Below are 12100 nucleotides of genomic sequence, written 5' to 3'. Positions count from 1 at the left end.
TTGGCAGATCGACCCTCAGGCCGCGAGGACCGCCTTCAGCCGCCCCACGAGCGAGGTCGGGCCGGTGCCCGGGTGGGACGTGCTCCGCTGCCTGCGCCCGGGGACGTACGACGTCCGCGCACCGAGCTCGATCGCCCGGCCAACCTGCTGGGCCGCGGGCCCGGGCGCGCTGGCCCGGCCGGCCATCAGGGCGAGCATCTCGTGCTCCTTGCCGGTGGCGACGGTCATCACCCGGGCCATCTCGGCGTCGGTCGGGTGTGCGGCGTAGTGGTCGAGCACCGCCCGGGTGCCGGGCATGTCCTCGGCGGCCGAGAGCCAGGCGAGGGCGACGGCGCCCTCGAGGTCGAGGGGCTGGTCGCTGAGACGGCGCTCGACGTGGCCGGCCAGGCGGGTGTGCCAGCGCAGCTGCAGGGCGCCGAGGAGCGAGAGCTCGTCGCCGAAGGTCTCGGCGACCCCCTCCACGTCCATCGGGAGGTCGGCGGGCGTGTCGGTGCGCTGGCGTTCGTCGACGGTGCGGATCACGTCGCGGAGCACGTCGGCGCGGCGGTGGTGGGACGTCCAGGTCATGGCGGCCTCCTTGGGTGACATACCAACGGTACGTACTTTCAGTATGCCCAGCGGGTGCACCGCGTGCAAACCCTCCCCGCGTGAGCCGGGTCACCTAGGGTGCCCTCCATGGGGAACGCACTGTGAAGACGCGACGGCAGCGCTACTCGGACTCCACCAAGCGCGCGCTGGTCGACGTCGCCGAGCGGCTCTTCACCGAGCACGGCTACTCCGCGACGTCGCTCGACGCGATCGTGGCGGGCGCCGACGTGACCAAGGGCGCGCTCTACCACCACTTCAGCGGCAAGCAGGCGATCTTCGAGGCCGCCTTCGAGCGCATCGAGTCCCGCGCGACCGCGAGCATCGGCCGGGCGACCGAGGGCCATCGCGACCCGTGGGAGAAGGCCCGTGCCGGGCTACGCGCGTTCCTCGAGGCGGTGCAGGAGCCGGGCTACCGCCAGGTCGTCATCTCCGACGGCCCCTCCGTGCTCGGGCACGAGCGGTTCCGGGAGCAGGAGGAGCGCTCGACCTACGCCATCGTCGACGAGATCGTGCGCTCGGTCCTCGCCGGTGACGAGTGGGCCCTCGACGACCAGATGCTCGACACCTTCACCCGCATCTTCTTCGGCGCGATGTCGGCTGCTGGCGGGTCGGTCGCCGTGAGCGACGACCCGGCAGCGGCGGCCGCCCGGGTGGACGCCGCCATCGGCTTCATCATGGACGGGCTGCGTCAGCTCCTCCACGCCGAGGCCGGGAGCGGCGTCACTTCGCGAACGTGACGTTTCCGGTGACCTCCGGCACGAGCTCGACCCAGACGTGGCCGGCGGGCACGGTGAGCTCGCCGTCCCTGGTCGCCAGCTCGATGGCACCGGTGAGGCCGTCCTTGGTCCACGTGCCGCGGATGATGCGACCGCCGTGGAACAGCATCGCGGCGCCCTTGCCCTCGAACTTCGTCTCGGGCACCGGGTAGCCCGCCGGGTCCTTGTAACCGGCGTCGCCGACCTTGACGCGCAGCACGAGCACCGAGTCGGCGGGGAACTGGTCGCCCTGCGCGGCGTAGGAGTCGGTGTTGACGTAGCCGCCCTTCTGGAACGCCCAGGTGGTCGAGTGGGCGCCGAAGTCGGCGGTCAGCGTGCTGGCCTTGCCGCCCTTGGGCAGGTCGGCCTCGGTGCCCCACGGGAGGTAGGCCGGCGGCTCGTCCTTGGCCTTGAGCCGCTTGGCGATGTCGCGCAGCCTGGCGAAGAGGTTGTAGGGGGCCGAGCGCGAGGTCTCGCGGTAGACCCCCGCCGCGCCCTCGGTGATCCACGGGATGCCGGCGCCGTTGACCCGCTTGATGGTGATCGGCGCGGCACCGCTGGTCACCACGGTCGCACCCTCGGGGACGATCCCGATGTCGCTGGCGCGCATCGACCGCACCGGCCCGATGTCAGCCGGCACCTTCGAGTAGTAGAACGCCGCGAGACGGGTGTAGCCGCCCTCGACGAGCTCCTCCACGACCATGTCGGCCGAGCCGAGGCCGACCTGCGGCGCGCTGGAGGACGTGTTGTCCACCTTGGTCACGATCACCGGGTGCGCCGGGGCGTCCTCGGTGCGCTCGAGGCCGGTCAGGGGCCAGTACATCGGCTCCGGCGGCTCGCTCGTCTCCGACGACGTGGGCTCCGACGGCGCGGACTGGCTCGGAGGCTCCTCCTCGTCGCCGCCGCCGCAACCGGCGAGCAGGAGCGACGCGACCAGCGCGGCAACGACTGCGTTGGTCGAGAAGGGGATGAGGCGGTGACGCACGGGGGGAACTCCTTGCCAGCGGGGGCTGCTGAGAGGTGGGGCTGCGTAGAAGTGTGGAGGCGCGCCCTCCCGCTTCGGGGAAGGCGCGCCACAGGGTAGGTCAGCAGGACCTGCCTACCAAGAACAGCCTGTCACCCCCGGCGCAACGTTCCGCCGAACCAGCTCGACGTCCACGGGACGGCCACCCGGACGCGCTGGCCGGAGCCCGGCGAGTGGACCATCACCGCGTGGCCGCGGGACCACTTCAGGAAGATCGCCGCGTGGTAGACGCCACCGCTGCCGTAGAAGAACATCAGGTCGCCTGCGCGCATGTCCTTCTTCGCGATCCGTCGGGTGAAGCCAGCCTGGGCACCGGACGTACGCGGCACGGAGAAGCCGGCGCGACGGTAGCTGTACTGGATGAGCCCCGAGCAGTCGAAGCGGTCGGGGCCGGAGGCGCCGTAGGCGTAGGCGTCGCCGCGCTGGCGCATCGCGATGTCCTTGGCGCTGACCACCCGGGCGCTGACGCGCTGGGCGACCGTGCGGGTCTGCACCTGGGTCTGCACCTCGGCCTGGTCGGCCGCGGTGGCGGGGAGGGCGGTCAGGGTCGAGGCGGCGAGCCCCAGCCCGGCCAGGGCGAGCGCGGAGGCTCGCGCCGTACGAGTAGTCGCAGGCATGGATGATTCCTTTCCCACGCTGTGGGGTGAGCTGTCGGGCTAGGGCTGGAAGGTGCCCTGCCGCGTGCTCCTCCCCGATGAGGAAGCGAGCGGCTTCGCCCCGAGCCGACACGTGCAGTCCTGCGCGCGTCGGCAGTGGAACCTGTGGGTCCCCCACTCCTGCCCTCGAAGATCTCGGGGGTCGTCCCGGCCGGGCAGGACTCGGCGTTGTCCGGGACGGTTGGGTCGTCAACGACCGCCCAGCACGGTAGGCAGATCAGCCCCGGAAGGGCAAAACGGGCTCAGCCGAGCTTGCGGCCGCCGTCGACGTAGAGCGTCTGGCCTGTGACGAAGGACGCATCGTCGCTACACAGGAAGGCGGCCGCCGCGGCGATGTCCTCGGGCTGGCCGACGCGTCGTACGGGGGTGGCCTCGGCGTTGAGCCGCTGCAGCTCCTCGGGCTCCATCTTGAGCCGGCGAGCGGTGGCGTCGGTCATCTCGGTGGCGATGAACCCGGGGGCGATCGCGTTGGCGGTGATGCCGAAGGGGCCCAGCTCTATGCCGAGGGTGCGGGTGAGGCCCTGGATGCCCATCTTGGCGGCGGAGTAGTTGGCCTGGCCGCGGTTGCCGAGCGCCGAGACGCTGGAGAGGTTGAGGATCTTGCCGTACTTCTGCTCCACGAAGTGCGACTGAGCGGCCTTGGTCATGTTGAAGACGCCCTTGAGGTGCACGCCCATCACGATGTCCCAGTCGTCCTCGGTCATCTTGAAGAGCAGGTTGTCGCGCGTGACGCCGGCGTTGTTGACGAGGATGTGGATCCCGCCGAGCTCCTCGACCACGCGTCGTACGGCGTTCTCCGCGGCGGCCGAGTCGACGACGTCGCAGCCGACGCCGATCGCGCGCGCCCCGTCGGTCAGCTCGAGCCGGCCGGCGGCCTCCTGGGCGGCCGACTCGTCGAGGTCGAGGACGGCGATCGAGGCGCCCTCGCTGGCGAAGCGCTTGGCGATGCCGAAGCCGATGCCTCGTGCAGCTCCGGTGATGACGGCGACGCGGCGGTCGAATCGACCCATCTCGATGACTCCTCAGCTCGGGCGGTTTGCTCGCGGCCGACCCTAGTCCTCAGGGATTCCAGTGCCGCACCTCGGTCGCGCCGATCACCGAGCGCCACGCCTGGCCCGGCGCCAGGCGCACGAGGACGTCCTTCGTGCGGCTCGTCGGGTCGAGCACCTCGAGGACCGCCCGGAAGGACGGCGCCTCCAAGGTGCTGTCGCTCCGTGCGAGCAGCAGCCGGCCTTCGGGCGTGCGCGACAGGTGCATGAGGAATGACGTGCGCGGGACCCTCGTCACGCGGTTCGGTCGTGTGCCCCGGGCGAGCTCCCCGCGTCGGCTCCACGCGAGGTACCACCGGGAGCCGGCGGCGCGGACGGCGTCGCCGTAGCTGTGCACTCTGGCGTGGCCGGGCCGGTGGGTCGGCCCGAGGACGGTCGAGCCACCCCCGAGGTGCACGGACCTCAACGTGTTCACGGCGTCCGCGTAGCAGCTGGTCAGCACGCTGTCGTGGTCGAGCCAGCGGATCGGACTGCAGAAGCCCGGTACGAGTAGGTCCTTCGCCATCCGGCGACGGAGGTCGACAATTGACCACGCGTGCCGCTCGGCTGTCGGGGTCACGAGGATGCGGCCGTCCACCGACGTCATGGGGTGGCCGCCCGTGCCGGGCAGTCGGGTCCGCCGGCCGCCCCACGTCTGGGACACGGTCCGGCTCGTCGGGTCTCGGCCGGAGAGCGTCATCAGGATCCCGGTGCCGTCAGGATCGAGTGCCGCGGAGATCGCTCGCCGCGGCAGGCGCAGGTCCCGGGTGCGACCGGTGGTCACGTGGTACGCCACCACGCGGTCGCGGCCGTCGTCCCCGGCCGAGCGGAGCAGCGCCGTGTGGAGCTCGGGGCGCCAGTCGGCCAGGTCGAAGTCGCGCGCGAACTCCCCGTCGTCCGCGAGGTCGACTGACCAGACGGGGTGCCGGACGCCATCAGGGGTGATCACCTCGAGCGAGGTCGCCAGGCCTGACGCGGGAGCGCCTCGCTCCCGCACGTTGGTCACGACCACGATCGTCGAGCCGGGCCGAGCTGCGCGCCGGTGACCGTGGAGGTGACGACACCGGGCCTCGCCGCCTCGGTCGGACGGGACAGCTCGGGGATCGACGCCGTGGTGGGCGTGCAGGCAGTGAGCAGGGCCATCGCCGCGAGGACGGTGCCCGAGACGCGCAGGTGTCGCATGTGGCCCCCTTGTCGCTCAGGAGACGCGCCAGCGCCCCGATCGGTTGCGCCGCCGAGGTGCAGGCATCGTGGTGGTTCGGTGCAGGGAGTGCCCTTCACGGCGGGGCGTCGCTACGGTGGGCCCATGGGTCGGGGGGAGTTCCGGGCCGCCGCCGTCGTCGCGCTTGCGATGGCCATGGCCGCGGGGTTGGTGGCATGGACGTTCCACCTGCCCCTGCGCGACCCCGACGGCGCCTCCCTGCCGACCTGGTTCAGGCTGCCGGTCATCGTGGCGTCGGCCGTCATCCTCGACGTGCTCGCGCGCTGGGTGCTGCTGGCCCGCCGCAGCGGGAGCACGGCGCGCCCCACCCTCCGGACGGTGGCGGTCGAGCGCTGGAACCGTGACCAGATCAGGTTCACGCTGAGCGGCCTGGTGACGTGGTACGTCGCCTACGTCGCCTTCCGCAACCTCAAGAGCTACGTCCCGTTCGTCACCGACCGGCTCGCCGATCCCGAGCTCGCGCGCCTCGACAGGCTGCTGTGGATGGGCCACGACCCGGCGGTGCTCCTCCACGACGTCCTCGGCACCTCGTGGGCCAACTGGGTGATGGCTGCGGTGTACCTGATCTGGATCGGCCTCGTGCCGGCCAGCCTGGCGATCGCGCTCGTGTGGACCCGCCGGTCGACCTACGGCGCGTGGTACGTCACCGCGGTGTCGGTCGACTGGATGCTCGGCGCCGCGCTCTACTACGCGGTGCCGTCGCTCGGGCCGATCTACTCCTCGCCCGAGTGGTTCGCCGACCTGCCCCGCACGCCCAACACCTCGGTCCACGAGATGCTGCTCTCCGACCGCATCGAGGTGCTCGGCGGACCGTGGGACACGCAGACAGTGCAGACCATCGCGGCCTTCGCGTCCCTGCACGTGGCCGTGATGCTGACCATCTGCCTCGTCGCCGAGGCGATGCGCCTGCCGGCCCTGGTCCGGGTCGCTGCCTGGACGTTCCTCGCGCTCACGATGGTGGCCACCATCTACCTCGGCTGGCACTTCTTCGTCGACGTCGTGGCCGGGATCGGGGTCGGCGTCGCGGCCTTCGTGCTCGCGGCCAGGGCGACCGGCAACCCACTGCGCCGGCGAGACGAGCCGTGGACGTTCCGCGCCGCCCTCCGGGCTGCCGACCGCCCGGAGCGCGACGCGATCGGCACCCGCGGGGCCTGACCCCTCGCGTCAGGCCAGCGCGTCGCGCAGCTGCTGGGCGTACGACGCCGCCTCGCCGTCGGCGTACTTCGTCCGGGGCCAGAAGAACCCGCGCAGCCCATCGCCCTTCGTGCGCGGCACGACGTGCAGGTGCAGGTGCGGCACCGACTGGCTGACCGTGTTGTTGATCGCGACGAACGATCCCTGCGCGCCGAGCGCATCCTTGACCGCGACGGCGATCCGCTGGGCCGCCTCGATGAACGGGTCGCGCAGCGCGGCGGGCAGGTCGGGCAAGGTGTCGACGTGCTCTCTCGGCACCAGCAGCACGTGGCCCTTGAACACCGGACGCGTGTCGAGGAACGCCACCAGGTCGTCCGTCTCGAGCACGATCTCCGCGGGCAGGACGCCGGCGATGATCTGGCAGAAGATGCAGGCGCTCATGGCCTCGAGCCTCTCACCTCGGACCCGGGCTCAGACCGTGATCTCCAGCTTCTGGATCACGTCGTCGACGAGGGTGAAGATCATCCGCAGGTCGACCTCGCCGCCGGGGAAATTGCCCGACAGGTGGGTCTCCACCTCCCACACGTCGTCCGCAGGTCGCGAGACCGAGCCCAGGGTCGTGTCCACGTCGTAGTCCTTGGCCGACTGGTCGAAGACCTTGAACGTCGCCCCGCGGCCCTGGAGCACCTCCCCGTTGTCGATCACGGTGACGTCCTCGGGGAGGTACGTCATCGCGGTCGCGAAGTCCTGGACGACGTGCGCCCGGAGGTAGTCCGCCACGACCTGGGGGAGCTCGTCCCAGGCGAATGCAGTCGTGTCGTTCATCGTGCTGTTCCTCTCGTGAGTGGCTTCTGGTGCCTCCACGGTGCTGCGTCCCGCGCGGGCAGGGTCAAGGACGGGACTCTCCCCCGGGGAGAGGGTGCAGACTGGCGCCGTGCTGGCCATCGGTGAGTTCTCGCAGCTCACGCACCTGAGCGTGCGGACGCTGCGTCGCTACCACGAGGCCGGGTTGCTCGTCCCTGCGTCGGTCGACCGCTTCACGGGCTACCGGTCCTACGACCCGCACCAGATCCCGACGGCCCAGGTGATCCACCGCCTCCGCGAGCTCGACGTACCCCTCCTGGACGTCCGGCGCATCATCGAGTCGGCCGACCCCGGCAGCCGCGCTGCGCTCGTGTCCGACCACCTCGCCCGGCTCGAGGCCGAGCTGGACCGGACCCGGACCGCCGTCGTGTCCCTGAGACGCCTCCTCGACCCGGACCCGGTGCCGCTGGCCGTCGAGCTGAGGGCAGTGCCCGAGACGACGGTCGCCGCGATCGAGGACGACGTGGACGTCGACGCCGTGGCCGCGTGGTACGCCGGAGCGAAGGCCGAGCTCGACGCGGCGGTGGATGCCCCGACCGGGCCGCTGGGCGGTGTCTTCGACAACGCGCTCTTCGAGGATGGCCGCGGCCGAGTGCTGGTCCACCTGCCGGCGGCAGACCCGCCGAGCCGTGGCCGGGTGCGGCCGGTGACCCTGCCGGCGGTCGAGCTGGCCGTCGCGACCCACGTCGGCCCGCACGACTCCTCCGACGTGACCTACGGCGAGCTCGGGTCGTGGGTCGTGGCCAACGCGCTCGCGGTGGCGGGGCCCGTCCGCGAGACCTACCTGGTCGGACCTGCCGACGACCCGGACCCGTCCGCCTGGCGCACCGAGATCGGGTGGCCCATCTTCCGGGTGTCCTAGGCTCGCGCACGTGCGCATCGTGTCCCTCATCCCGTCGGCCACCGAGATCCTCTTCGCCGTCGGTGCGGGTGACGACGTGGTCGGAGTGACGTTCGAGTGCGACTTCCCCGCCGAGGCGCGGGAGCGCCGGGTCGTGTCGACATCGGCGATGCCCGAAGGTCTCACGCCGCAGGAGATCGACGACTTCGTCGGTGCTGCGGTGGCTGCTGGTGAGGACCTCTACCGGCTCGACGCCGGCGCGCTCGCCGAGCTGGACGCCGACCTGGTGGTGACGCAGGACCTCTGTGCCGTCTGCGCGATCGACGTCTCGACCGTCGACGACGCGCTCGCCCACCTCGGTTGCCGCGCCGACGTCGCGACCATCGATCCCCACACCTTGGCCGACGTCCTGGCGTCGATCACCGACATCGGTCGTCGTACGGACAGGGTCGAGGAGGCCGCGACGCTCATCGCGTCGCTCGAGGACCGGCTCGCCGCGGTCGAGGCGCGGGTCGCCGGCCGGCCGCGGCCGCGGGTGCTCGTGCTGGAGTGGACCGACCCGCCCTTCGCGCCCGGCCACTGGATCCCCGAGATGGTGACGCGCGCGGGCGGCGAACCCGCCCTCGGCGTCGCAGGCACCCGGTCGAGCCGCATCACGTGGGACGAGGCCGTCGAATCCTCCCCCGACGTCGTCGTCTGCGCGCCCTGCGGCTTCGACCTCGAGGGCAGCACGCCGCTCGCGGAGGACGTGCGCCACCGCTTCCCCGGGGTGCCCGTGTGGGCCGTCGACGCGGACGGCCACTTCGCGCGCCCAGGCCCGCGGCTCGTGGACGGCGTCGAGGTGCTGGCGGAGATCCTGCACCCGCAGGGTCGACCTGCAGCGGCCCGTCGCGTCGACGCGTGATCCTGCCGAAGGTCCGCGACCCACGGCTCGTCACCGTCCGCCGGGGCGGTTCGCTCACCGACGAGCACCACCGCCTCCTCGCCTTGTGGGCGGCGGACTGCGCCGAGCACGTGCTGCCCCTCTTCGAGACCGAGATGCCGGACGACGCGCGACCTCGAGCGGCGATCGAGGCTGCCCGCGCCTGGGTCGTCGGCGATCTCGCCATGATGGCGACCCGGACGCTGGGTGGGCACGCAATGGGCGCCGCCCGGGACCTGCGCGGCGCGCCCAGGTTCGCTGCGTACGCCGCCGGCCAGGCAGCTGTCGTCGCCCACGTCGCCGAGCACGACCTCGGCGCCGCGGCGTACGCCATCAAGGCTGCCGTCGCCGCCGCTTCCGCCTCGCATGCCGAGGAGGCGCGGCGCGCCGAGTGCCAGTGGCAGCGCGACCGCCTGCCCGACGCCGTGCGCTCGTTGGTGCTCGACGACCAGCAGCGGCGCAACGACATCTGCTGGAACGTCTTCGACTAGGACTCGCGCCTGACCAGCACGTCAAACGGACGGCCGTCGCGAGTGGCCGCGAACGACCCGACGTGCTCGAAGCCGAGCGACTCGACCGTGAGACGGGCGCGGGCGTTGAACGAGGCGACGGTCACCCGGAACGCGGCGGGCTGGAACTGCGCGCGCCCGTAGTCGAGTCCTGCTGAGATGACGGACCGGCCGAGGCCCTGACCCGTCAGCGACGGTCGGAGTCCACCGCCGGTGTCGAGCGCCGAGTCGTCGTAGTCCCACCCGGGCACCTGGCCGTCCGGCCCGAACGAGCGGAAGCCGATGAGCTCCTCCCCCGCGAGGACGGCGTGGAAGCCCGCGGCGGGGTCGAGCAGCTCGTCGGGCTCGGCACCCTCCATGCCGTAGACCTCGTAGGGCGGTTCGTATCGCCACGTCGTGATGTCCTCGGCGTGCGCGCGCGTCATCGGCGCGATGCGGATCGACGTCCGGTCGATCGACGCACTCACCGCGGGAGCTCCAGCTTGAATCCCTCGTGCGAGGGGACGTAGCCAAGTCGCGTGTAGAACCGGTGCGCGTCCGCACGCTGCTTGTCGCTCGTGAGCTGGATCATCGCGCACCCCCGACGCTCGGCCTCGTCCCTCGCCCATAGCAGCAGGGCTCGCCCCAGTCCGCCGTTGCGCACCTCTGGGTGGACCCGCACGCCCTCGACCTGGGCACGCAGGGCGCCTCGTCGTGCGAGCCCGGGGATGAAGCTGAGCTGGAGGGTCGCCACCACCCGGCCGCCGTCCTCGGCGACCACGAGGAGGTGCGCCGGATCCGCGTCCACGGCTTCGAAGGCACGGACGTAGGGCCGCATCGCGTCGGGACCGTCTCCTCCCTCGCGGGCGAGGCCCAACGGGTCGTCGACCAGGAGCTCGACGATGCTCCGCAGGTCACCGACGACCGCGCGTCGCAGGGTCACCATCGAGCCCGAGGTGCGCAGGGTCGCGAGGACGGTCACGGGTGCAGGCTGCCACACAGGGCGCACCTCGACCCCCTGATTAGATCTCTCGATCAGGGGGTGCGGGGCGGGGTCATCGTCGGCGGGGTCGCGGGATGTCGGGCGGTCCGTGGTCGTCGATCGTGACGGTCCCGGTGGGATCGCGTCGGTAGTGGCGGCCGTGGGGCTGGTCCACTCGAAGCAGCCAGGTCCGGTGACGCGGTAGCGCCAGGCGGTGTGGGTCTTGAGTCGGTGGTGAAAACGACAAAGACACGCGAGGTTGGCGGACGTCGTGGGGCCGGGTTGTCGTCGGCCTTCTGCTCCGGCGGCGTGGTCGTAGGCGATGACGTGGTCGACGTCGCAGCCGCGGGCTGGCCTGCTGCAATGCGGGAACACGCACGTCCGGTCTCGGAGGACGATCTGCTCGCGGATCCGGTCGGGGATGTCGTAGCCGGGTGCTGTCAGGTGAGCGTTGAGGTCGATGACCGGCTTGACGGTGATCTTGGTGCGCGAGTCGCCGCACCAGGACTTCAACTGGTCGAGCAGGATCAGCCGCTGGCGTTCTTCCATCCGGCCGGTCGGCCCGAACACGGTCTGCTCGTCCACGACCGTGGCATCGAAGTGGGCGTGGAGGACGACCTCGCGGGCCGTGGGGAGGTCGGGTCTCGATACGCCGGCTCGTTCCTCACCGGCTACTCGACCGTCGAGGGGTGGGTCACCGGCTGCTCGACCACCGGTGGCGTGGAGGTCGAGGGCGGTCTGGGTGCGGGCGAGGTCGCCGAGGGCCTTCGCCCGGCGTACGTCCAGCGGTTCGGTCGAGCCGAGGGCCTTCTGCTCCGCTGCCTTCTGAGCCACTGCGTGGTTGAGATCGAGGGCGTCGGCAATGTCGAGCTCCGCCTCGAACCTCATCGTCCCGGCGAAGTGGACGTCCTCGTCATGAAGGGTCGCGTGGCGCGGGTCGACCGACAGGTATCCGTCCTCCGGATCGGAGGCCGGGTCCGCAGTGGCGAGGTCGAAGCGCTTGATGGTCTCTGCCACCAGCCGGTCCAGCTGCGCGGGGCCGATGCGTCCGGCGACCGCGGCGACCTGGGCATCCACGAACCCCGCCGCTTCGCGGGTCAGCGCAGGAGTCGAGTGGATGGTCGTCTCGGCAACGGTGCGTGCCCGCCACGGCGGGACGTGCCCGGACTGCACCTGGGTCCACAGCCTTGGGAGTCGGTGGCGCAGCTCGAGGGCGTGACCGATGAGCTTCTTCGCCGAGGTCGATGAGATGCCGAGGACGGTGCCGAGCTCGGCGACGCAAAACTCCGCGACCAGCGGACACCCCTCGCCCGCGAGAGGCTCCTCGTGGTCCGTGCCGGGCACGGTGAACGCGGCCGCGGAGTGGATCGACTCCGGTGGGTGGAGATCGGCCCACCGAGCGGCGAGGTCGAGCTGACGAGCGGCTTCGGCGTTCTCGAGGTCGCGGGAGGCGCGGATCGAGGCGAGCAGGTCGGAGGCGGTGAGGGCGTCTGCCTCAACGGTTCCGGGTCCTGCCAGCGCGTCGATCATGTGTTCGATTATAAGACAACCCACCGACAACGGGTCCGTCGTCAACAGGGTGGTTTCGAGGCTCGC

Annotated in this window: 15 protein-coding genes and 1 riboswitch; of the genes, 5 read left to right on the top strand and 10 right to left on the bottom strand. The window is 71.5% G+C overall.

The window, feature by feature from the left end:
* Window positions 1-15: 15 nt before the first annotated feature.
* A complete protein-coding gene (locus tag EUA06_RS19700; protein ID WP_129478979.1) occupies window positions 16-567 on the bottom strand; it encodes a hypothetical protein in 552 nt (183 codons plus the stop codon).
* A gap of 122 nt (window positions 568-689) precedes the next feature.
* On the opposite strand from EUA06_RS19700, the gene EUA06_RS19695 reads away from it, so the two are divergent.
* Window positions 690-1325, top strand: a complete 636-nt coding sequence (locus EUA06_RS19695) for a TetR/AcrR family transcriptional regulator (protein ID WP_129478978.1) — start codon at window positions 690-692, stop codon at window positions 1323-1325.
* Here EUA06_RS19695 and EUA06_RS19690 read toward each other — a convergent pair.
* The 5 genes from EUA06_RS19690 to EUA06_RS19670 all read right to left on the bottom strand — a co-directional run bounded on the left by EUA06_RS19690 (window position 1309) and on the right by EUA06_RS19670 (window position 5233).
* On the bottom strand, window positions 1309-2328 hold the full coding sequence (locus tag EUA06_RS19690) for a DUF3048 domain-containing protein (RefSeq protein WP_129478976.1): 1020 nt from the start codon (window positions 2326-2328) through the stop codon (window positions 1309-1311). The two genes, EUA06_RS19695 and EUA06_RS19690, sit on opposite strands and share 17 nt — an antisense overlap.
* 131 nt (window positions 2329-2459) lie before the next feature.
* The gene (locus EUA06_RS19685; protein ID WP_129478974.1) at window positions 2460-2984 is read right to left on the bottom strand and encodes a C40 family peptidase; all 525 of its coding nucleotides are present in this window, start codon (window positions 2982-2984) and stop codon (window positions 2460-2462) included.
* Between the two features lie 2 nt (window positions 2985-2986).
* Window positions 2987-3201, bottom strand: a riboswitch (cyclic di-AMP (ydaO/yuaA leader).
* A gap of 64 nt (window positions 3202-3265) precedes the next feature.
* Window positions 3266-4033, bottom strand: coding sequence for an SDR family NAD(P)-dependent oxidoreductase (locus EUA06_RS19680; protein WP_129478972.1), 768 nt, complete (start codon window positions 4031-4033; stop codon window positions 3266-3268).
* 49 nt (window positions 4034-4082) lie between these two features.
* Complete coding sequence (locus EUA06_RS19675) at window positions 4083-5057, bottom strand: hypothetical protein (RefSeq protein WP_129478970.1); 975 nt, start codon at window positions 5055-5057, stop codon at window positions 4083-4085.
* Window positions 5054-5233, bottom strand: coding sequence for a hypothetical protein (locus tag EUA06_RS19670; RefSeq protein WP_129478968.1), 180 nt, complete (start codon window positions 5231-5233; stop codon window positions 5054-5056). Before EUA06_RS19670 ends, EUA06_RS19675 begins: the two co-directional genes overlap by 4 nt.
* A 124-nt stretch (window positions 5234-5357) precedes the next feature.
* On the opposite strand from EUA06_RS19670, the gene EUA06_RS19665 reads away from it, so the two are divergent.
* The gene (locus EUA06_RS19665; protein ID WP_165354462.1) at window positions 5358-6428 is read left to right on the top strand and encodes a phosphatase PAP2 family protein; all 1071 of its coding nucleotides are present in this window, start codon (window positions 5358-5360) and stop codon (window positions 6426-6428) included.
* Window positions 6429-6437: 9 nt separating this feature from the next.
* On the opposite strand, the gene EUA06_RS19660 is transcribed toward EUA06_RS19665, so the two are convergent.
* Window positions 6438-6848, bottom strand: a complete 411-nt coding sequence (locus EUA06_RS19660; protein WP_129478964.1) for an HIT family protein — start codon at window positions 6846-6848, stop codon at window positions 6438-6440.
* Window positions 6849-6878: 30 nt separating this feature from the next.
* On the bottom strand, window positions 6879-7232 hold the full coding sequence (locus tag EUA06_RS19655; protein WP_129478962.1) for a nuclear transport factor 2 family protein: 354 nt from the start codon (window positions 7230-7232) through the stop codon (window positions 6879-6881).
* 109 nt (window positions 7233-7341) lie between these two features.
* Here EUA06_RS19655 and EUA06_RS19650 point away from each other — a divergent pair, with 109 nt between their 5' ends.
* The 3 genes from EUA06_RS19650 to EUA06_RS19640 are packed head-to-tail and all read left to right on the top strand — an operon-like array spanning window position 7342 to window position 9525.
* A complete protein-coding gene (locus EUA06_RS19650) occupies window positions 7342-8133 on the top strand; it encodes a MerR family transcriptional regulator (RefSeq protein ID WP_129478960.1) in 792 nt (263 codons plus the stop codon).
* A gap of 10 nt (window positions 8134-8143) precedes the next feature.
* The gene (locus tag EUA06_RS19645; protein ID WP_129478958.1) at window positions 8144-9016 is read left to right on the top strand and encodes a cobalamin-binding protein; all 873 of its coding nucleotides are present in this window, start codon (window positions 8144-8146) and stop codon (window positions 9014-9016) included.
* On the top strand, window positions 9013-9525 hold the full coding sequence (locus tag EUA06_RS19640; protein ID WP_129478956.1) for a putative immunity protein: 513 nt from the start codon (window positions 9013-9015) through the stop codon (window positions 9523-9525). The genes EUA06_RS19645 and EUA06_RS19640 overlap by 4 nt, the downstream gene beginning before the upstream one ends.
* Here the strand turns inward: EUA06_RS19640 and EUA06_RS19635 are convergent.
* Both EUA06_RS19635 and EUA06_RS19630 read right to left on the bottom strand, forming a co-directional pair.
* Complete coding sequence (locus tag EUA06_RS19635) at window positions 9522-10010, bottom strand: GNAT family N-acetyltransferase (RefSeq protein WP_129478954.1); 489 nt, start codon at window positions 10008-10010, stop codon at window positions 9522-9524. The two genes, EUA06_RS19640 and EUA06_RS19635, sit on opposite strands and share 4 nt — an antisense overlap.
* Entirely contained in the window at window positions 10007-12034 is a 2028-nt protein-coding gene (locus tag EUA06_RS19630) for a GNAT family N-acetyltransferase (protein ID WP_129478952.1), read from the bottom strand. The genes EUA06_RS19635 and EUA06_RS19630 overlap by 4 nt, the downstream gene beginning before the upstream one ends.
* Between the last annotated feature and the right edge of the window lie 66 nt (window positions 12035-12100).

It is taken from the genome of Nocardioides glacieisoli (assembly GCF_004137245.1).
Taxonomy (GTDB): Bacteria; Actinomycetota; Actinomycetes; order Propionibacteriales; family Nocardioidaceae; genus Nocardioides; species Nocardioides glacieisoli.
This window is presented reverse-complemented; position numbering and strand designations above follow the sequence as displayed.